This is a genomic window from Tolypothrix tenuis PCC 7101, assembly GCF_963874875.1.
In the GTDB taxonomy this organism is placed as follows: domain Bacteria; phylum Cyanobacteriota; class Cyanobacteriia; order Cyanobacteriales; family Nostocaceae; genus Aulosira; species Aulosira tenue.
In genome coordinates, this window is sequence record NZ_CAWNJS010000002.1 from 70562 (window position 1) to 90370 (window position 19809).

Genomic DNA, 19809 nt, shown 5'->3' on the forward strand with positions numbered 1-19809 from the left:
ATATTTCCCACATTTCTACGTTGCTATCAAAATTCGGCATGAGAGCTTTGGCAAGCCATTTACTCTTTTAGCTCATCCGGAAACCGCCGCATCATCTCCTGTACTTCCACCGCATCCCCCGAAGGCGTATACACGACTCCTCCAGACATAGCAAGTGCAATCCTTTGCTTCCTTGCCCACTCAAACCAATCACTCACATCCGATGTCACCACATTCTTGCTCTTAGCCCCACTCTTGCAGCTGTTGATAAACAACCCAGTCGGATTGTCACACCATCCCTCGTGAATTGCTTCTTTTACACGAGCGATCGCCCCAGGTACATTCACCCAATATTTCTTCACCACCCCCAAGCATGGCTCTGGGTTTATCCGCAGTCGCCGCAACTCAGTACAGACCTCAGCAATTTCGTGCTTACTCGGTTTATACGTACTTGAATCGACTTCAACTTCCGGCTCGGAAAATGGGTCTTCATGAGGGTCTATCTCACTCGTTGAGTTATCTTGTTCAATTTCATCAACGAAGTGAGTAATTTGGGGTTGCTCTGGTTTTGGAGCTTGGCAAACTGGCTCATATAAGCTTTGTTTTACTTCTTCATCCTTTTTTTCCCCAACAGCAGTGTTGTTGTTTTTTAAAGGTTTTAGAGTATTTCTATATGTTGCCAGATTATTCGCATCGATGCGCGAGTTTTTTGGCACAGATATGTCAATTTTTTCGCATCGAAAAAGTACTTTGGGTAGCAGATGTTGGTATTGAGCAAATCCTAGTAGTTTTGAGGCATAACCTAACACGACCTCATCAAATTCCAGATTAAGCCAGCCCAGATTTAACCTGTATTTATAGGCTGTGTCCTTTGGGAAGCGGTTTGCTCTGAGCTTTTCTACGAATTTATCTGCTACTAGCTCTGTGAGATGCCTGCTGATTGTTTCTCGACAATAACCCAAAATATCAGCCAATTCCTCAAAGGTGATCCTCACCCACTCTTGTCCATAGTAGTGCTTGCCATCAAGCCAAGAAAGTATCGCTGCTTTGCACTTCTGGCGACGGTTGAAAAATTGCAGAAATTCCTTGAGGATGTTGACGGGAGTGTGTATTTGTCCGAGTACTGCGGAGGTAAAGCTAGTCATTTTCTACCTCCCACATGCGGACGAAAAGTTAAGTTAATTCGCGTACTAACCAATTTCTTGGTTTTCGGAACTTGATGCAAGTGCGTGGACTGACAACCGGGGTGCATGATCAGCAAACTCCCATGCTCCAACCAGAAATCAGTCGGCTTGCCTTTGATGGCCTTTATCTGAAATTTCCGCTCCGCACCTAAACTGACGGATGCGATGGCTGGATTTAGGCCCATCGATTGCTCATTGTCAGCGTGCCAGCCGATAGAATCCTGTCCGCTCCTGTATTGATTGCCAATGACGATGTTAAATTTGTAGCCAGTCAACGCAGTAATCCTGTCTCTCAACTCGGCCAGCGATGAAGTCCAAGGCAATGGTTTTAATAGCACGCTCTTGGAATACAAATACTCACAACCTTCGTCACCGTAAATGCATTCCAGCCTGGGCACAAGTAAAGTTTTACCCACCATTTTGATTTGATTCTGTTGCCATTGCAGTCCAAGGCAGTGTTGGTATAACACACCTGCTTCTTCTTGGTTAAGGAACTCTGGGTAATAAGTGACTGGTAAAACTGGGGCTGGTTCGTTAAAAAGGGACATCTGTATCATCTTGTTCTCCTTGTAACCATAGTTGCTTCAGTGCTTCTTGTTTTGCTGCTTCTAATTGCTGTTTCTCCTGGGCTGATGACTCACCGACGAGCTGCTGAAATTCCGCCCGTTGTCGTTGCTTCAATTGCTCTGTAGTCACAACAGGTAAAGCCAGTTGCTCATTTGTGCCTTGCCCAGAAGGACGGAAGCTACGACGGCGGTACAAAAAGCGGAAATGGCGTTTGTCCTGTGAGGGGAGCTTTCGCCATACTTCCTCATTCCAGCCTGGGGGTATGAAGTCAGCAGATGGGGGTAGGAGGTTTTGGATTTGGGATTGCAGCTGGGCGATGGCTAGCGAGTATTCTTCAATTACCCGGTTCTGCTGTTCAAATTTCTCTAATAGTTGAGCAAGTAGTTCTGAATTTTGCGGGGCTAGCTCTGCTTCACGAGTTTTCACTGCAAAGTAATTTTGTGCAGCCGCTATCTCTGGTTTACGCGGATCACCGTTCATCGCCACCAAATAGCAGGCGTGTCGTGATAGCTTGTAATCTTTCAGCACTTCTCGAAATGCCTGAGAAGCCCCAATTTGCGCCATTTGGACGACATCGACCAGATGGTAGGATTCATTTAACCCGGAATTCCTGGCACTGATTTTTGCTCTTTCAACTGTGTCTTTGATTCTTTTCCAACTCTGATAACCCAGTAGTGTTAACAATTCAGTTGCTAACCAATACTCAGATCCATCGGTATCAACCTGTTTAATTTTGTCAAATGGGCTGCTGTTACTTTCGTACTTTATAATTGCGTCCATACTATCTCCCAATTTTTGACGCAGGGTAAAGGAGCGGCATTGTATCCATATCGCACCGCTATCTGAATTTGTTAATTTGAGTGAGCAGCAGTGGAAATTGCTGCTCACAGTTGGTTTTAGACTGTTAGTAATTCTTGACCCTGATCTGTGTCAGAAAGCAGCGATCGCCATTCTCCAGGAGTGAGGTGTTCAAGTAGTCGATATCCCAAATATTCATCAGCTGCGCTCTTGGACAACAACTGCACAGCATCTGCTGCCGAGTTACAGGGTATGCGTTGATTGTCCTGTGCTGTGCGTACCATCCACCAGCGACCGTCAGTGCATCCGACTTCACCGAGCTTTACATCATTCTGGTAAATACCATCGTCAAGCATTTCAAACCCATAGTTCTCGCATTCAGTAAAAATTTCAGCCATGATTTCGTTATCGGTAGCCCAAGGTTCTTCCGGTTCTAACTGCTCTTGCAATGGCAGTTTGCCTTGCTGGTACTGTTGTTTGATGTAGCTGTGGCATCTAGCAGGACTGATGTCTCGGAAAATCTCAATACTGTTAATCATTACCCGCCAGTATAAATTCTGGTAATTGCCGTGGTCGTAGCTAATGCTGGCTACGAGTTCATCCCCAACAAATGCCTCTTGGTCATAAAACGAGATTTCTAAAATGCTTGGGGCTTCTGGTACTTCGGTTTCAGTTTGTGGGTTGAGTGTTCCATCTTGATGATGCCATTGGATGTACCGATAGCATTGAGCTTGGGTTTGGTGGCGGAAAATCTCTTCACCATTGACCATAACTACCCACGGTTGGGTGACAAACTCGTCATAGTCGTAGGTGATGTAAGCGACCAGTTGCTTGAGTGCGTAAACTTCGTAGTGGTAGCAGTTGATTTCTACTGTGGTCAGTTGTGGAGCTATGGCTTCGGCTTGGTCTGCAATGTACTGGTCGAGTTTGGCTTGAGCGAGTGCTTGTTCGTCGGGAGCAGCATTAACGGCTGTCTCAACCCTGATTGCCTGATACTCGGCGATCGCATTCATCCAAGCATCCTTGCACCGCTTGTCAAATACCTCAACTGTACAGCCGACTTCACAATAGATTTGCTTGAGCCGAGCTATGGATTTGTGTTGCAGCTGTTGATGAGTGTATGTCCGGTAAGTCATAATAGTATCCTCTTGTAATAGAGCCAAAAGGCGATCGCTTCCAAAGTTTCCGAGGCTGAGGGCATCGCCTTTTGTTATATCCCTATATTCGCATTTTTAAGTAATAGCGTCAATATGCGTATTCGCATTTTTATGGCATAATATCTATTATGAGAATATGGAGGTATGACAGTGCAAAATCAAATCAAAAAATTTATCGAAGAAAAAGGCATCAGCCGATATAAGTTCTGGCAAGACACTAAACTTGGCAGAGACACCGCTTATCGTCTATGCAATGACCCAAGCTATATACCTACAGGCAGTGTATTAGATAAAATCTGCACTACTTATAAGGTTCAACCAGGGGAGTTGTTGGTTTGGCTTCCTGACGACGAGCCATTTGTAGAAGCAATGGCAGACAGTAAAAAATCTCAACCTGAGGAAGTATCGAACATTAACAAACACTCCGGCAACCAATCAACAGATCAAGCAGATGGAATAGTGTTGCCATTTGAGAGGAGATCAGCATGAGTGTGTTATGTCAAAAGCATTTACAGCTTTTGATGATTAGTTTTGCCACTGTCAATTCTTCTGTTTATCTGTATGTATTCTTCTTCAATCAGCAATTACAGCTATCTAACACGCCCAAAATCTGTCTTTACTCAATTTTGAACAAATACCATTGAACCAAAAGAGGTGGAATCATGAATATCCCACCCCGTAAGCACAAAAAAGCCACCTCTACCTCCAGTGACTTACAACCAGCAGTTAACCCACAAAATATCTCTTCCCAGGACAATCAGGATTTAGTAACCATCGATGTTCCTGCTGTTGAAGTTCCAGAATTAACCCCAGAAGAACAGAGCGATCGCTTGCATCTTGAACGCAAAGTCGAGAGAGCGTTTTTTGAGGCAGGTAAGGCATTAGCAGAATTGCGCGATCGCAGACTCTATCGCTCCACCCATCGCACATTTGAGGAATATTGCCGTGATAGATTTGGCCACAGTCGCCGCCAGTCTTATCTTCTAATGGATGCAGCTGTTGTCTTTGATAACTTGGTTGAAAAATGTGATCGGAACGATCACATTTTGCCAACTAATGAATGGCAAGTTAGGCCGTTGACGAAGCTAGACCCAGACATTCAGCCCCAAGCATGGCAGCAAGCTGTAGAATCTGCCAATGGGAAAGTACCATCTCATCGCATCGTCAAAGATATCGTGCAGCGCATCATGGAGCGAACCCAAGTACCCAACACCTACCAGTTGGGTGAGGTGTGCAAAATCTTAGCAAAGGACAATCCCGAACTCAGGGGTAAAGGCGGTTGCTGGGCGATTGTCACTCAAGTGAATGACTTCACTTGCACCGTGAGGACTTGGGATGGCGAACTGACGGTGGGGCTGAAGCATCTGAAGCCTTACGAATACTTGCCGGAGGATTGTCAGCAGGTGCAGGAGATATGCGCTCGCATCAATCGGGTGTATTCAAGTGGGCTGGAGGAATCAGTGCAGAGCTTTCTGGAGTCGTTGGGGAAGCTGAGGCGGGCTTATTTGACGGATTTGGAGGAAAAGGTGTTGAGAGTGCTGGAGACTGAGATGAAAGACTGATGCAATAATGCTTTGGGTAATTTATTGTGTAAGGATGAAATTTTGGTACTGATTATCAGAGAAAGAGCGACGCTAGAACAAGTTGGGCAAATGATGCAAACTTTGAAAATTTACATTAAAGTTGCAGTAGATATAGAAAGAGGAATATTAGCTGGAGGAGGAGAAAAACACGCTTTCTGTGAAGCAGCATTGCTCGAAGATGGTAGTAGACAGCGAGATATTTGGGGTGCTGATTGGACTCCTTTTAATCAATCAATTGCTTATGAATCAATTATTAACATTCGCCCCAGTCAAAATAATCGCTCGATGCTAATTCAAGACCCAGCAATTCAAGAACGTGTTCAACAAATTACTCAGGAGTTAATCGGTGGTTATGAACCAGAAATTAGATGAAAAACAAGCAAGATTTCAAAGAGAAAATACATCAAATCGCTTAGGACATATAGCTTCTAATTTAGCCAGGTTGAGAACATTTTGTAACACAGCTTACCCGGAAGCAGTTGAAAGTGTGGCAGATGAAACTATGTATTTTATCGAATGGACAGCAGCAGACATTGAACCGGAATATGCCGAAGAATTAGTCAACATTCAAGTTCAAATAGCACGGTGGAAATTAAAGTTTGATAGTCTTTGGTCTGATGAAAGTGAACGCAGAAATATGTCCGAGCAAGCTAGTGCTTGGTCAGCGCGAGTATTAGATATGTCAGGTTTGTTGTCCGAATCTATCTAAAATTTTAATCGTGCTCGCATTTGTGGAGAGTACTTTTGCGTTACCCTCATCTCAATTAAGCTCGTTACGATTATGTGTCGGCAATTGAAGCACTTCAGAAAAACGTGAATACTTAACAGCATCGGTAGGAGGATCATCTGCCGACACTGCGATTAACCCAATTTTTATATCCTCGAAATAAATCACACCCCCAATACGCCGTTCAGCTTGGAAAGGCCCATGAAAAAAATGATACTTTGCAAGGTAAATCGATATAAAGTCAGTAATCTTTATTGCCCTGCCAAACATTTGGTGGCAAGTTTTGTGGATAACAGTATCTAGATATTCATTATGGGTAGGCTCACCCATATCTGTAAATTGTGGATGATCTGCAAAATGATCCATATAAAATAACCAGATATTAGACAAGTCTGCCTCATGAGTCAGTTTTTGCTTGAGTTCTTGCAATCGGTCGATATTCATAGTGTGGATATTGATAAAATATAAGGAACAGATAGCACTGTTAAAAACCTACCATAGAAACTGTTTATGCTCCTAGAGCCTGAATATGGAGAAACATAAATTCAGTACGACAAACCAGTAATTTGGGTGTTCTAGTATATATTTAATTTATTGAGAAAAACTATAATAATAGTAATAAATTTTTGATTCATTTGGAAAATTAAAAAGTTTAAAATGTCTACAAAAAATCTAAGTATATATTTTATTGAGAAAGTCCCAGGAGATATTTTCAAAGGATTAGGCTGGATAAAGATTGATTGTGACATAGCTCACAGATTACAAATTCCTGTTAAATATACTGGTGTAATTAAAATTCCCAACCCTGAACCTTACTGCTGTCCTATTAACCCAGAGGATAAATTACCTTGGATTAAGCCAAATTACCATTCACACTATTATATCCATCCTCCCGAAATTAGAGGGAAGAATAAAAAATTTATCATTCATATAAAAGGAGAAAATACTAATTTATATGCACAATATTCTTTAACTGTTGAAGCTATAGTCTCGTGGTTGCTTTCGTGGGCAGACAAGGATGTGAGACTCATTACTCCTGGCAATAGAAGCATTTCTTTATCTGGAAATATAAAACTTAATCAAGCATTCGTTTACTTCATTTTTAACTCTGATAGCTATGCTATTAAAATTGGTAGAGACTCTAATGTTGAGAAGCGATTGCAATCTTTGCAAACCAGTAGCCCCGTTACATTAGAAATTCTCAAAGTTCTACCAATGGAAAGCCTCAAAAAAGCTCAAGAAGTGGAAGCATATCTCCATAAGAGATTTGGACATCTAAGAATGAGTGGGGAATGGTTTAGAGCAGATCCTCAACTAAGAGATTATATAACTCGTTGTGATGAATCTTACTTTAAAGATAAATTTTTAGCACAGCCTAGCCCCAGGTCTAGTGTTAGATTATCAGAATTATAATTAACTAAAAAATCAGCTAAATTTTTCCCTAAAAAATAGTAATATTGAAGAAGAATTCAAAAGTCAGAATACATCTGTCAAAATTAATTAGTTGGGGATTCAGATCCGCGACTGATTGAACTTGAGTGCGTCTCTATGAGGAAGAAGACCACCAAATTTTCAATGATCAACGTACAAATTTGAGACTTTCGATACTAGAGCCAAACATATCAGTGAAAATGCTCATCACTGTCCGCTCACGCAACTTGATATTACCAGTAACCGACATCCCTGATTGCAAAGTCACATTACGCCCATTAATCAAAATTGACTGTCGCTCAAGTCGCACCTTAGCAGGAAAACGGTAGAAGGGATAAATCTGATCTGGTGGGAGAGCATCTGAACCAATCCAAATTAACGTACCTTTGACATCACCAAATTCGCTAAAAGGAAACGAGTCAATTCGCACATCTACCGTCATGTTCTCTTTGACAAAACCAATATCTTTATTGGTGATGTATACTTTAGCAATCAGGGCATCATCAGGAACAACTTTGAGAATTGGTTCGCTTGATGTTACTACAAACCCTGGAGTATGAGCTTTGAGTTCAAAGACTGTACCATCAACAGGAGTAATGATTTCCTGATATTTCAAGTTCATTTGCGTTTGACTCAACTGAGAATCAATTTCCGCAATCTTTTTATTATTTTCTACGATGGCTTTAGTAAGTTGAGAGTCAATCTCTGCAATCTTTTTGTTATTATCTGCAATTTGAGTAATCCAATCCTTACGTGAAACAGCTACAGTTGAATGCAACTTAGCTTGGGCTTGTCCAATAGCAGATTGCAGACGCAAGCGCTCCTGCTGTAATTGCTCAATTTCTGACTGAGCATTACTTACTTCCTGTTGCTGCTTCAGGTATTGAATTTTGGAAATTGCTCCATCTTCCATTAATGGAGTAATATTGTCCAAAATCCCTGTATTCATAGCTAAAGTATCTTTAGTTGAAATCAGTTTAATTTCAGTTTGCTTAAGTTGGCGGCTTAATTGGTCAACTTCTAAATTCGCAGCAGCAACCCGTGCATCTAATTCTACTTGATTTGATTGTAGACGTTCCTTTTGTTCTATCGTCAAGGGAGTCTTGGATAAATTCCCATCTAATTGAGTGCGGTATAGTTGATTTTCAGCAACTAAAGTAGCTCGACTTTTTGTTAAGTCAAGCATTTGATGAGAAATTTGCAAACTAGTAACGCTAACAGCACCCCCACCCTTCATTTGAGATTGGTAGAATTGATTTTCAATGACTAGAGATGAGCGAATTTTATTGAAAGAATCAAGTTGAGCATTCGCAGTTGTGGGGTCAAGACTTAATAGCTTTTCTCCAGCTTTTACTTGCTTGCCATCTTCAACATATATTTCTTTAACTACTCCACCTACAGGAGCTTGTATTTCTTTAACAGTGCCAGATGGTTCTAGTTTACCAGTAGCTGAAACTGCTTCTTCAATTTTGGCAACATTTGCCCAAATAATCGCACCAGTTGTAGCACTGATTAAACCCCAAAGAATAGCTCGCGACCATTTGCGGGATTGTTGAAGAATAACAGGTTGGTCGAATTTAGGAACGTAGCGACGTGCAGTAGAGGGCGGTTTGGGTTGTATTTCTTCGGGATTTGGCGATGCTTTAGGAGCTAGTTCTTCTAATTGTTGGATGGAAACTACTGAAGGTATCGATGAATTGCCGTTTCCATTATTACCCGTTCCCTTAGTCCCGTTACTGTTATGATTTCCCTGACCGTTATTGCCATTATTATTATTAGTATTCATAAGTAATTAAGGATAAAATTTAACTTTTTTGTTTTGACTGGAAAACAAGCCTTTATAAATTACTTTTAGTTTTGGTAGTGAGTTAGAATATTAATTGTTGCTAGCTGATGATTAGGGTTTGATTGGCAAATTCCAGTACAAAAATTTGAGTTGTAAACCAGTAGAGAATAAATGGATGCTGAATTGCATCCGCTAAAAATTAACAGCTAACCGCTAGAAGCTTCTTGCTGCTGGTATAAACAGTAATAAAGCCCTTTCATAGCCATAAGTTCTGCATGAGTACCTTGTTCAGCAATCCTTCCGGTACTCATCATCAAAATTACATCAGCATTCTGGATTGTTGCTAACCTGTGAGTAATAAAGAATACTGTCCTGCCCTTAAATGCTTGTGCCAGGTTCAAGCACACCTGACGTTCGGTAGCATAGTCTAAAGCACTGGTGGCTTCATCCAGAATTAACAGCGGTGGGTTTTGCAATACAGTGCGGGCGATCGCAATTCTTTGTCTTTGTCCTCCAGATAAAGCCGAACCCCTCTCCCCCACACGGGTTTCGTAACCTGAAGGCAAATTCATGATAAAATCATGGGCACAGGCAATCTTGGCAGCTTCTACAATTTCTTCTGGTGTCGCATCAGGCATAGTCAAGGCAATGTTTTCCTGTACTGTAGTGTCAAATAGCAAAGTATCTTGCAGCACCATGCCAATTTGACAGCGTAGAGAGTAAAGTTCTACCTTGTTAATGTCATAGCCATCGATTTTGATGCGACCAGAGTCTAATTCGTAGAGGCGGGGTAGAAGTTTGGTTAATGTACTTTTACCTGCACCACTTTGACCGACAACTCCGACAAACATCCCCGGAAGGATATCGAGATGAACGTTATTCAGTTGTGGGTTAGGGCTTTTACCAAAACTAAAGGTCACATTCTCATACTGAACTGTACCAATAATTGCTGGCATGGGAATGTTATTGCGCCTAGCAATTTCTGTTTCTTGGGGAGTATCGAGAATATCGGCGAGGCGTTCTAGTGATAAAGCAGTTTCTTGGAAGTTCTGCCACAGTTGAATTAGCCGCAGTAAGGGACTTGTAACATAACCTGCGATAATGCGGAAAGCGATTAACTGTCCCAGAGTTAATTTTTGCTGCAATACTAAATATGCTCCTACCCAAAGCAGCAGTAAACTAGATAGTTTGTTGAGGAAATTGCTGAGAGAACTAGCAGTATTAGAAGTCAGAACATTTTCAAAGCTAGCGCTAATATATTTAGCATAGCGAGATTGCCATTGCCAGCGGGAATTAAGTTCAATATTTTGGGCTTTAACTGTTTGAATCCCAGATACCACCTCAACTAAATATGATTGAGTTTCGGCATTGCGTTCGGCTTTAGTTCGAGTTTGACTGCGAATAATGGGTGCAAATATAAAAGTAAGAAGTGCAAATAGCGGTACTGTTGCTAGTGCGACGATAGTCAGCAACCAGCTATAAAAAATCATCACTGCAATGTAGATAACAGAAAAAATAGCATCTAAAACAACTGTCAGGGCAGTACCTGTGAGAAAAGAACGAATGTTTTCTAATTCGTTGATGCGGCTAGAGATTTCGCCAACAGGACGCTTCTCGAAATAACGCAGGGGTAAGCGCAGCAGATGGTCGATAACATCTTTACCTAAAGATAAATCTATGCGGTTGGTAGTATCGACAAACAGATTGGTACGCAGCCAAGTAATTACGCCTTCTACTATAGCCATTGCGATGAGCAGAAAGCCTAAAACGTTGAGGGTATTAATCCCGTTTTGAATAATAACTTTATCAATAATGACTTGAGTAATTAGGGGATTAGCTAATCCCAATAGTTGCACAAATAAAGAGGCGATAAATACTTCTATGAGTACAGTGCGGTGCTTTTTAATCGCTGGGAGAAACCAAGATAAACCAAATCGCTTAGTAGGAGTTTCTTTAGTAGGTTGCAGAAGTAGGACTTGTCCTTCTTCACCCCAAGTTTCAGCAAAATCTGCGGGCTTTTTGCGGGTAATTCCTTGTTCTGGGATGGCGAGAATTAGTTCTTTTTCTGATGCTTTGTAGAGAATAGCAAAACTATCTTGCCAAGGAATGAGGACAGGGGTTGGTAGTTTAGAAATAGCGACGGCGGGAACGTTGACTAGTTGGGAGGTGAGTCCCATGAGTTCTGCCAAGGCACCGCATAATTGAATAGAAATGCTGCCAGTGCGTTCTTTATTATTGATTAAAGCACGGCGCAGGACATCGCGGCGAAATGGCATCCTGTTGTGTTGCGCTAGCATTTGAAAGCAGGCGAGGGTGCCATCCACAGGCCCGCGACCTGATATGTAGGGATATTTGACTTGTGAAGTTTGTTCTAATTCTTCTGGTTGTTCTGGGTTGAGGGAGGCGTAGGGGGCTTTTTCCCAAATATCAGAGTATAGAGATGAGGAGGTGAGGAGATGGGAGGATGCAGCGATGGGGAGTGTGGGGTCGATAAAACCGACTAAGCGAACTTCTCCAGCGATTTCGGCTTGGGTTTCGGCGGGATTGAGGCGATCGCCTACTGTATAGTTTGAACCTTTACTGCTAACTAGCCACAGCAAATTGGGGTCTAATTGCTGGAGTGGCGTTTTACCAGGGGGTAGGTTAAGGATGGTAGCTTGTTCAGTAGCAACTATGGCTAGTTCTTTTAAATTGTCTGGACTTTTGCCCCGGCGTTCTAGTTCTGCACCTAATAAATCAAAAACTTCTATCAGGCTAGGATGGTTGCAAAAGGCATTGACGAAGGTGGGTTCAAGTTCAAGTAGAGTTAAAAAATCTCCTGCTTTCAGAGTGAGGCAAAGGGTTTCAATGGAAGCGATCGCTGTTTCGCAAGGAACGCCACGCAGCAAGCTTGTCCAACCTAAAATTGACCCCGGTTGAAGTAGTTGTAGGGTATCTGGAGCAGCCGCACCAGGAGCATATCCTAGTAAACGGACTTGACCTTGGTAGAGAATGGCAACTCTAGCTGGTTGGGTTTCGCGCACGAGAATTGCTTGTCCCATACGGTAGCGTAAAGGTTCAAGTTTTGTGGCGATGCGCTCAATAGTGGCGATATCCAGTTGGTCGAAGGGGTGGATGCTGGCGAGAAACTCTTTAATTGTGGCAGTGCTTTCTATCATCTTGTTACTAAAGTGGGGGTAGGTGCATCGTCATGCAGAGTTAAGGGTGCAGTGCCCATCTCTTCTGCTAGGCAAGTCTCAAATAGATGATTGAGGAGGGTGGAGCGCATGGCATCATCTAGAGAGGCAGGAATTAGCTTTTCGAGTTTGACGATTACGACCCAGTTATCCAATCGCATTGGGGGCCACAACTGTCCTGGTTGGGAGATGGCGAGTTTTTGGGCGATCTCTGGGTGAGGTTGACTAATGGGAACGGGGCCTAGCATTCCTCCAGTTTGTGCTTCAGATCCTTGCGAGTATTCCTTAGCACATTCGGCAAATGTCTGTTCTCCTGCTTTGATGCGAAAGTAGAGTTCTTGAGCAACTTCTGCGTCAGATGTGCGAATTAGGGAATAAATAACTTTGTCTAGCTGAGATTTATATTGCAGGAAGTACTGTTCTAGCTTGCTTCCCCAAGTGGCGATTTTAAATTTTTCAATTCTTAATTCTCTGGTGGCGAGGGCTTCTAGTTGTGCCTCGCTCATACAGTAATGCTGGAGGGTTTTTGTGCGTGCTTCTGGGGTGGTTAGCTGATTTTTTTGGTAGAACTGCTCTATGGCGCTGGTTTTTTCTTCTGTGGTGAGGGAGTAGGGAGCGATCGCCTGATCGATGATTAAGTGGCGGCACAATTGCGGTAGCATTTGGTAACCAGCAAGCATGGGAAAAACTTCTGCATTGCTGATGCGGTGGTTGCCAAATTGGAGAATTTGAGCCATAAGGTAAGATGCAGCAAGGTGAGGGGAATGTTAGTGTTTCCCTACAGCATCATGGCTTGATGGTTTTCAATATGACAATGATGAGTATACGTAAGTTGGTTAGAGGAATAGCTGTTGAGTACTTAGAAATACTGAGAATAGCTTTTTAGAGGATACAAATTCTGCACCACCCCATCTTGAAAAATTTTCTGGTGAATGAAGAAGATAAAAATACCCGAATTTTTGAATAAACTCCTCTTTTACAGTGCTTGTAGCGATACTGAATGAGCCTGCGATTGCAGATTTTTAACTATCTTGCACTCTTATATTTCTGGAAAACAAGCTAAATATTATTATTTAAAGTAACAAATAACTTGGTATAAAGTATTACTAAATTATAAGTAATTAAATATACATTGAACTTGGGAATAATTACGAAATAAAAGTTGGCGATTAGAGTAAATAATTTATGAAAAAAACTATTTCCATCATTATGACGGTCTACAACGGGGAGCGCTATCTTGATTTAGCAATTAAAAGTGTTTTGAGCCAGACTTACCCCGACTTTGAACTATTAATCTGGGATGATGGTTCCACTGACCGTTCTGTGGAGATTGCTCGTCATTTTGCTCAGTTTGACCAACGAGTGCGTATAGTAACAGCACCACATCAAGGGAGAGCGCGTTCTCTCAAAGCCGCAATTAAACAAACTAGTAGTCCCTATATTGGATTGGTAGATAGCGATGACTTATTGGCACCGACTGCTTTGAATGAAACAGCTGCCATACTAGATGCACGCAAAGAAGTTGGATTGGTTTACACAGACTACCAAGTTATTGATGAAAACAATAAGCTCACGGGTTATGGGCAACGCTGCCGCATACCTTATTCTAAAGAGCGTTTGTTAGTTGACTTCATGATTTTCCACTTTCGACTGCTGCGTCGGGATATTTATGACCAAGTTGGTGGTATCAATGAGAAATTTGAACTAGCTCAAGACTATGACCTGTGCCTGCGACTTTCTGAGGTGACTCAGATAGAACATTTAGCAAACCCGCTTTATTATTATCGCTATCACTATGAGAGTGTGTCCCATCAAAAGCGAATCGAGCAAATTTTGGCAGCGCGGGATGCAATTAACCTTGCCTTACAGCGCCGGGGACTTGAGAAGCATTATGAACTGGATTTGCAAATAGTAGGACGTTACTCTTTGCGTCCAAAGGGATGAAACTATGGTGTAGGTCGTAGGGTATAGGTGAAGAACCCAATTTCTTACTACACCGTATACCCTACACAGTTGTTAACTTTCACCAATAGCAGTAACAGTGGCTTGACCGTTAAAGATGATATTACCTTTGACATCAATTGAGCCAAATAAAGTTGAATTGCCATTGTAAGTAAAGTTTTTAGCAGCTAAGAATGTTCCCCTTGTATTAGCAGAGCCATTGTAAGTCAAATCCCCTTGCGAAATCACTTGCAAATTGCTGCTCTCATCTACTGTCGATGTCGCCCCATTAAAAGTAATATTACCTTGGCTACTACCATTTGCAAGTATTGTATTGCCTGCAAACCTAGCGCCACCATTCATATTAATCGAACCAGAAACCAACACCGACAAATCCCTAGCCTGTACAGTAGACAAATTGACATTGCCGTTATTAGTTACCAACACGACATTATTGAGATTATGTCCACTGCCATTGAAATTGATATCTCCTTGTTCGACAATAATTACATAGTTGTTGAGGCTGACGTTAGCAGGGATATTTAGTCCTCCTCCTGTCACCCGCACCACAGTAGGATTGCTTGCAGTACCAGAAGGTGGAAACTTCTTCGCCCAATCAGCAGCATTGTTCATCGGGTTTTGCTGCATATTGAAAGTGAGTGTGGTTGCACCTGTCGGAATTCTGCGTTCTAGCTCCTGCTGTTTTACTGACGCATAAGCTGGCACAATAATAGTTTGCGGCTCGACAATTTGGGGAGGCACTAAATTGGCATACTGATTGCTATTAGAAGCATTACTAACGGTATACCCTGGTGCTACTGCCACAGCATTTTCGATGAGAATCAGCTTACCCTGAGCATCTCGTATGGGATTCCCTTGAGCATCTCGTTTCACAGGTAGTACAGGATTGCCATTGATATTGAAACCCTTGGCTGCATAAATTAATGTATCATCGTACAAGTCAAGGGGATTACCGTCAAAGTCGCCACTACCATTGATAGTGACTGTGCCTTCGGCTCGAATCGCAAATCCATCAGTGCGGTCATCGTCAACAATCGTACCCGTTCCTTGAGCATCAGCGATCGCAGCATTGGTGGCGTTACTCAGATTAATCGCGAAGGTTTCATCAGCACCCCTATTGTGATCGCCTATTACCTCTACAATAATCGTTTGACTGGTTTCACCAGGAGCGAAACTGAGAGTGCCGCTAGTTGCTTTATAATCACTACCAGCGATCGCAGTACCATTAGCGGTGGTGTAGTCTACAGTTATTGGTTTAGCACTGGCTACAGACAGACTGACTGTAAAGCTCATGTATGTAGTCCCATTGTCACCTTCAGTAATAGTTTTGTCGTTAATCGTCAGTACAGGTGGTGCATCGTTGTCTAAAATTGTCCCTACTGCTTGAGCATCAGTAATCGTAGCGTTGGTAGCATCGCTCAAGTTGAGGAAGAAGGTTTCATCATATTCATCAGTAATATCGCCGTTTAACTGCACTGAGATAGTCTTGGTTGTTTCTCCCGGAGCGAAGGAGAGCGTACCACTAGTTGCAGTATAATCGCTACCAGCGATCGCTGTGCCGTTGGCAGTTGCAAAGTTGACAGTTACTGGCTTACCACTGGCTGCGTCGAGGCTAACGGTGAAGATAGCTGTGGTTGTACCGTTATCTGATTCGGTAATAGTTTTATCTGTGATGGTTAGCGTTGGTGGTGCGTCATTGTCTAAAATTGTTGCTACTGCTTGTGCGTCAGCAATGGTAGCATTGGTAGCATCGCTCAAGTTGAGGAAGAAAGTTTCGTCATATTCATCAATGCGATCGCCATTTATTGCCACTGTAATTGTTTGCGTAGTTTTACCAGGGTTAAAGGTAATTGTTCCGGTTGTGGCTAGATAATCGCTGCCTGTAATTGCAGTGCCGTCAGCAGTGGCGAAGTTGGCAGTTACAGTCCGCAGGCTGGCTTCTGATAAGCTGGCAGTGAATACAGCGTAAGCGTTGCCATCATCGCCTTCAATCAATGAGATATCGTTGACAGACAGTGTAGGTGGTTTCTTCACTGTCACAGTTAATGTATTGTTGGTTACGCCACCGTCATCATCGGTGACGGTTAAGGTAACGCTGTATGTGCCGTTGCTATTGTAGATATGGGTTGGGCGTAAAGTGCCAGCAACCGTGTTACTATCGCCGAAGTCCCAAACAACGGTATGGGTATCTAATATACCAGGGTCGGTAAACTGTCCCCAGAAGGCGACTGTTTCGCCAATGTACATAATTTGATTATCACCAGCTGCCACTGTGGGTGCAACATTGTTTACCTTGGTAGAAAGCGTCTTTGTTGTGGAAGCGCCATCTTCATCGCTGACAGTCAGGGTAACGGTGTAAATGCCGTTATCTGCAAATGTGTGATTGACATTTTGTCCAACTACTGCATCTGTACCATCACCAAAGTTCCAAGTGTAGGTAAGGGTGTCGTTGCCTGGGTCAGTAGCAGTGGCGCTAAAGTAAGCTGGTGTGCCTTCATCCACATTTGTATCGCCGGAAATATCGGTGATGGTGGGGCCGACATTGTTGACTGTAACAGTGAGGGTGTCTATGGTAACGCCACCGTCGTTATCCCGGACTGTGAGGGTAACGTTGTAGATGCCGTTATCTGCATAAATGTGCGTTGGGGTTAAGGGGGAGTGGGGGGGAGTGGGGGCGTGGGGAGTGTATTCTAGGGTAGTGCCGTCGCCAAAGTCCCAAATGATGGTGTGGGTGTCAAGAATACCAGGGTCGGTGAAGTTACCGTTGAATGTGACTGCACTACCTTCATCCGTTGTGAAATCTGCGCCCGCGTTGACTATCGGTGCGACGTTGCTGACACTTAGTGTTAGAGTTTGCTGGGTGGCTGCACCATCCGGGTCTTGTACTGTCAGCGTGACTGTGTAGTTCCCGTTGTCGGCGAAGATGTGATTGACATTAGAGCCAATTACTGCATCTGTACCATCGCCAAAGTCCCAGGTGTAGGTGAGGGTATCGTTGCCTGGATCGGTAGCAATAGCAGAAAATGTGGCAGTTGCACCTTCCTCAATATTAATGTCACCTGCAACATTAGTAATGGTGGGTGCGACGTTATTCACGCTTACTGTCAGGGTGTCGCTATTTTCACCACCGTCATTGTCTTTGACTGTCAGTTTGACGGAGTAAACGCCGTTGTTGAAAAATACATGGTTGGGGGTGAGTGTACCTTCTGCTGTTGTACCGTCGCCAAAGTCCCAAGTGATGGTGTGGGTATCAAGAATGCCAGGGTCGGTGAAGTTACCGTTGAAGGTAATGGCAGTACCTTCGTCAGTTGTTAAGTCTGCGCCTGCGTCCACGATGGGTGCGACGTTGCTGACATTTACTGTTAGGGTTTCCTGGGTGGCTGCACCATCGGAGTCTTGTACTGTCAGGGTGACATTATAAGTGCCTTCATCGGCAAATTCATGGCTGACATTTTCACCTGTCTTGGTAATACCATTGCCAAAGTCCCAGGTGTAAGTGATGCTATCATTGCCTGGGTCGGTGGCTGTGGCTGTGAAGTTGGCTGTTGCACCTTCATTAATATTGGTATCACCAGAGATGTTGGTAATTATGGGTGCAGCGTTGTTGACACTTACTGTCAGGGTTTCACTGGTAATACCGTTACTTGTATCGGTAACGGTGAGGGTGACGGTATAATTACCATCTTGGGCGAAGATATGGTTGACTGTTTGCCCAACTACTGGGTCTGTATCATCGCCGAAGTTCCAGGTGTAGGTGAGAGTATCATTACTGGGGTTAGTAGCGGTGGCTGTGAATTTAGCGGTTGCACCTTCATTAATATTGGTATCGCCTGAGATATCGTTGATGATTGGGTCAATGTTGTTGACGGTGACAGTCAAGCTGTTGCTGTTAGTAGCGCCATCATTATCGGTGACGGTTAGTGTGGCAGTGTATACGCCATCTTGATTATAGGTGTGGGTGGGATTGAGGATGCCTGTGGCTGTGGTGCCGTCGCCAAAGTCCCAAGTGATTGTATGGGTGTCTTTGATACCTGGGTCGATGAAGCTACCGTTGAAGGTAATGGCAGTACCTTCATCTGTTGTGATGTCTGCGCCTGCTTTCGGTATGGGGGCAATGTTGTTGACATTTAGCAACAGTGTTTCTACGGTAGATGCACCAGCGGTATCAGTGACGGTGAGGATGGCGGTGTAAGTGCCGTTGTCGGCGAAGGTATGGTTGACTTGTTTTCCGGTGACGGGGTTGCTACCATCGCCAAAGTTCCAAGTGTAGGTGAGGTCATTACCTGGGTCAGTGGCGATCGCGCTGAATGTGGCAGTTGTACCTTCTGTAATATTTGATTCTACTGTAATGTTGTCGATGGTGGGGGCGATGTTGTTGACGGTAATTGTGACTGTTGCCTCGTTTGAGATGGCGTTATTGTCAAGGATGATGTAGGTGAAGGTATCTGTGCCGACGAAGGTGTTGTTGGGGGTGTAGGTGAGGGTGCGGTCATTGTTAATAATGATGCTACCGTTAGTTGGGGCTGCGCCTAGTTGTACTGTGCCTTGTGTGCTGTCATTAGCTAGGACGTTGATGGCTACAGGTTTTGCTTGGTCGGTGGTGGCGATGTCGTCGTTGGCGATGGGGGTAATGAGGTTGTCGTCAAGCAGCATGACGTTATCGATGATGATTTTAGCATCTTTGGCACCGAAGCCCAGGAGGTCGAAGTAGAGAGTGGCAACGGTTCCAGGGGTGATGCTGCTGATGTCGATTTTGACGGTGCGCGGTGTGTTGAGGGCTATTTTGTCGCCGGAGGTGTTTGCACCTGCTATCTTGACTTTATTGCTAAAATATGCATTGCCGGATTGCTGGAGGTTGAGGAGGGAGTCGGTTTGGGTGAGTCCGGTGGATGTGCCGAGTAGGGGGGTGAGGGTGCGGGCATCGAGGAGGGCGACTTCAAAGGCATCGCTGGGGGCGTTGGTGTTGGTTCCCAGGTGGGTGTCTAGGATAGTGAATTGGAGGTATTTGGCGTGTTCTGGGATGATGAAGGATTGGGTGAAGTTGCTGTTAAATGGGGAGTCTTCGGTGAGGACGGCGGCAGAATTGAGGATTGTGGCTGCACCGCGAGTTGTCCAGCCATATTCGGGTTTGGTTGGGTCGCTTTCGGAGAAGTTGCCGTTGGTGATGTCGGCTAGGAGTATTGCTGTTAGTGGTGCTTGCAGGTTATTCCCCCACTCTCCCCCTGTCCCACTCCCCGACTCCAAGGAACGGATGGCGGTGAGCATTTGCAGGTTGAGCCATGATGGTAGCTTACGCACGCCTGGGGCGAGGGTGTTGTTCATCAGGTCGTAGGGGTGGACTTTGGAGTCGAGGTGGCTACCATCCGGGGTGAGGGTGGCGGTGAAGTTGTCGCCGATGAAGGTTTTTGTGCTGTTGACGGTTTGGATGTAGCGGTCGAAGCCGGGGTTGCCGGAGATGA

General features: G+C 43.9%; 15 protein-coding genes. 6 read left to right on the forward strand and 9 right to left on the reverse strand.

The genetic code is table 11. The features are described from left to right. Window positions 1-59 precede the first annotated feature (59 nt). The 4 genes from AACU25_RS34585 to AACU25_RS34600 form a co-directional block, all read right to left on the reverse strand. Window positions 60-1124, reverse strand: a complete 1065-nt coding sequence (locus AACU25_RS34585; protein WP_096584578.1) for a helix-turn-helix domain-containing protein — start codon at window positions 1122-1124, stop codon at window positions 60-62. Further along, window positions 1121-1711 carry an alpha-ketoglutarate-dependent dioxygenase AlkB family protein gene (locus AACU25_RS34590; RefSeq protein ID WP_321206564.1) on the reverse strand — a complete coding sequence of 197 codons (591 nt, stop codon included), beginning with the start codon at window positions 1709-1711 and terminating at the stop codon, window positions 1121-1123. Before AACU25_RS34590 ends, AACU25_RS34585 begins: the two co-directional genes overlap by 4 nt. Beyond that, entirely contained in the window at window positions 1698-2510 is an 813-nt protein-coding gene (locus AACU25_RS34595) for a BRO family protein (protein WP_096584584.1), read from the reverse strand. The genes AACU25_RS34590 and AACU25_RS34595 overlap by 14 nt, the downstream gene beginning before the upstream one ends. 116 nt (window positions 2511-2626) lie before the next feature. After that, on the reverse strand, window positions 2627-3664 hold the full coding sequence (locus AACU25_RS34600; protein WP_096584587.1) for a hypothetical protein: 1038 nt from the start codon (window positions 3662-3664) through the stop codon (window positions 2627-2629). Window positions 3665-3829: 165 nt separating this feature from the next. Between AACU25_RS34600 and AACU25_RS34605 the strand changes: the two genes are divergently transcribed. The 4 genes from AACU25_RS34605 to AACU25_RS34620 all read left to right on the forward strand — a co-directional run bounded on the left by AACU25_RS34605 (window position 3830) and on the right by AACU25_RS34620 (window position 5977). Continuing rightward, window positions 3830-4174 (forward strand): helix-turn-helix domain-containing protein, encoded by a 345-nt coding sequence (locus tag AACU25_RS34605; RefSeq protein ID WP_199347155.1) that lies wholly within the window; start codon window positions 3830-3832, stop codon window positions 4172-4174. A 173-nt stretch (window positions 4175-4347) separates the two neighbouring features. Further along, entirely contained in the window at window positions 4348-5247 is a 900-nt protein-coding gene (locus AACU25_RS34610) for a hypothetical protein (protein WP_096584590.1), read from the forward strand. A gap of 42 nt (window positions 5248-5289) precedes the next feature. After that, the gene (locus AACU25_RS34615) at window positions 5290-5640 is read left to right on the forward strand and encodes a DUF5674 family protein (RefSeq protein WP_190445593.1); all 351 of its coding nucleotides are present in this window, start codon (window positions 5290-5292) and stop codon (window positions 5638-5640) included. Further along, window positions 5621-5977 carry a hypothetical protein gene (locus tag AACU25_RS34620; RefSeq protein WP_190445594.1) on the forward strand — a complete coding sequence of 119 codons (357 nt, stop codon included), beginning with the start codon at window positions 5621-5623 and terminating at the stop codon, window positions 5975-5977. Before AACU25_RS34615 ends, AACU25_RS34620 begins: the two co-directional genes overlap by 20 nt. Before the next feature lie 51 nt (window positions 5978-6028). Here the strand turns inward: AACU25_RS34620 and AACU25_RS34625 are convergent, their stop codons facing one another. Continuing rightward, complete coding sequence (locus tag AACU25_RS34625) at window positions 6029-6439, reverse strand: hypothetical protein (protein WP_096584595.1); 411 nt, start codon at window positions 6437-6439, stop codon at window positions 6029-6031. A gap of 213 nt (window positions 6440-6652) precedes the next feature. On the opposite strand from AACU25_RS34625, the gene AACU25_RS34630 reads away from it, so the two are divergent. Beyond that, window positions 6653-7408, forward strand: a complete 756-nt coding sequence (locus AACU25_RS34630; protein WP_096584598.1) for a GIY-YIG nuclease family protein — start codon at window positions 6653-6655, stop codon at window positions 7406-7408. A gap of 166 nt (window positions 7409-7574) precedes the next feature. Here the strand turns inward: AACU25_RS34630 and AACU25_RS34635 are convergent, their stop codons facing one another. The 3 genes from AACU25_RS34635 to AACU25_RS34645 form a co-directional block, all read right to left on the reverse strand. Then, on the reverse strand, window positions 7575-9212 hold the full coding sequence (locus AACU25_RS34635) for a beta-barrel domain-containing protein (RefSeq protein ID WP_096584601.1): 1638 nt from the start codon (window positions 9210-9212) through the stop codon (window positions 7575-7577). Between the two features lie 206 nt (window positions 9213-9418). Further along, window positions 9419-12370 (reverse strand): peptidase domain-containing ABC transporter, encoded by a 2952-nt coding sequence (locus AACU25_RS34640; RefSeq protein ID WP_096584604.1) that lies wholly within the window; start codon window positions 12368-12370, stop codon window positions 9419-9421. Continuing rightward, window positions 12367-13125 (reverse strand): peptidylprolyl isomerase, encoded by a 759-nt coding sequence (locus tag AACU25_RS34645; protein ID WP_096584607.1) that lies wholly within the window; start codon window positions 13123-13125, stop codon window positions 12367-12369. Before AACU25_RS34645 ends, AACU25_RS34640 begins: the two co-directional genes overlap by 4 nt. Before the next feature lie 448 nt (window positions 13126-13573). Between AACU25_RS34645 and AACU25_RS34650 the strand changes: the two genes are divergently transcribed. Next, window positions 13574-14332, forward strand: a complete 759-nt coding sequence (locus AACU25_RS34650) for a glycosyltransferase (protein ID WP_096584610.1) — start codon at window positions 13574-13576, stop codon at window positions 14330-14332. A 72-nt stretch (window positions 14333-14404) separates the two neighbouring features. Here the strand turns inward: AACU25_RS34650 and AACU25_RS37045 are convergent, their stop codons facing one another. Continuing rightward, on the reverse strand, window positions 14405-19672 hold the full coding sequence (locus tag AACU25_RS37045; protein ID WP_422641128.1) for a PKD domain-containing protein: 5268 nt from the start codon (window positions 19670-19672) through the stop codon (window positions 14405-14407). Window positions 19673-19809: the final 137 nt, after the last annotated feature.

What these genes read in the sequence shown, in the direction of transcription:
- AACU25_RS34645 (WP_096584607.1), bottom strand. Translation starts at nt 13,125, where the DNA reads ATGGCTCAAATTCTCCAATTTGGCAACCACCGCATCAGCAATGCAGAA.
- AACU25_RS34585 (WP_096584578.1), bottom strand. Translation starts at nt 1,124, where the DNA reads ATGACTAGCTTTACCTCCGCAGTACTCGGACAAATACACACTCCCGTC.
- AACU25_RS34650 (WP_096584610.1), top strand. Translation starts at nt 13,574, where the DNA reads ATGAAAAAAACTATTTCCATCATTATGACGGTCTACAACGGGGAGCGC.
- AACU25_RS34610 (WP_096584590.1), top strand. Translation starts at nt 4,348, where the DNA reads ATGAATATCCCACCCCGTAAGCACAAAAAAGCCACCTCTACCTCCAGT.
- AACU25_RS34630 (WP_096584598.1), top strand. Translation starts at nt 6,653, where the DNA reads ATGTCTACAAAAAATCTAAGTATATATTTTATTGAGAAAGTCCCAGGA.
- AACU25_RS34590 (WP_321206564.1), bottom strand. Translation starts at nt 1,711, where the DNA reads ATGTCCCTTTTTAACGAACCAGCCCCAGTTTTACCAGTCACTTATTAC.
- AACU25_RS34625 (WP_096584595.1), bottom strand. Translation starts at nt 6,439, where the DNA reads ATGAATATCGACCGATTGCAAGAACTCAAGCAAAAACTGACTCATGAG.
- AACU25_RS34600 (WP_096584587.1), bottom strand. Translation starts at nt 3,664, where the DNA reads ATGACTTACCGGACATACACTCATCAACAGCTGCAACACAAATCCATA.
- AACU25_RS34640 (WP_096584604.1), bottom strand. Translation starts at nt 12,370, where the DNA reads ATGATAGAAAGCACTGCCACAATTAAAGAGTTTCTCGCCAGCATCCAC.
- AACU25_RS34605 (WP_199347155.1), top strand. Translation starts at nt 3,830, where the DNA reads ATGACAGTGCAAAATCAAATCAAAAAATTTATCGAAGAAAAAGGCATC.
- AACU25_RS34635 (WP_096584601.1), bottom strand. Translation starts at nt 9,212, where the DNA reads ATGAATACTAATAATAATAATGGCAATAACGGTCAGGGAAATCATAAC.
- AACU25_RS34595 (WP_096584584.1), bottom strand. Translation starts at nt 2,510, where the DNA reads ATGGACGCAATTATAAAGTACGAAAGTAACAGCAGCCCATTTGACAAA.
- AACU25_RS37045 (WP_422641128.1), bottom strand. Translation starts at nt 19,672, where the DNA reads ATGAACAACACCCTCGCCCCAGGCGTGCGTAAGCTACCATCATGGCTC.
- AACU25_RS34620 (WP_190445594.1), top strand. Translation starts at nt 5,621, where the DNA reads ATGAACCAGAAATTAGATGAAAAACAAGCAAGATTTCAAAGAGAAAAT.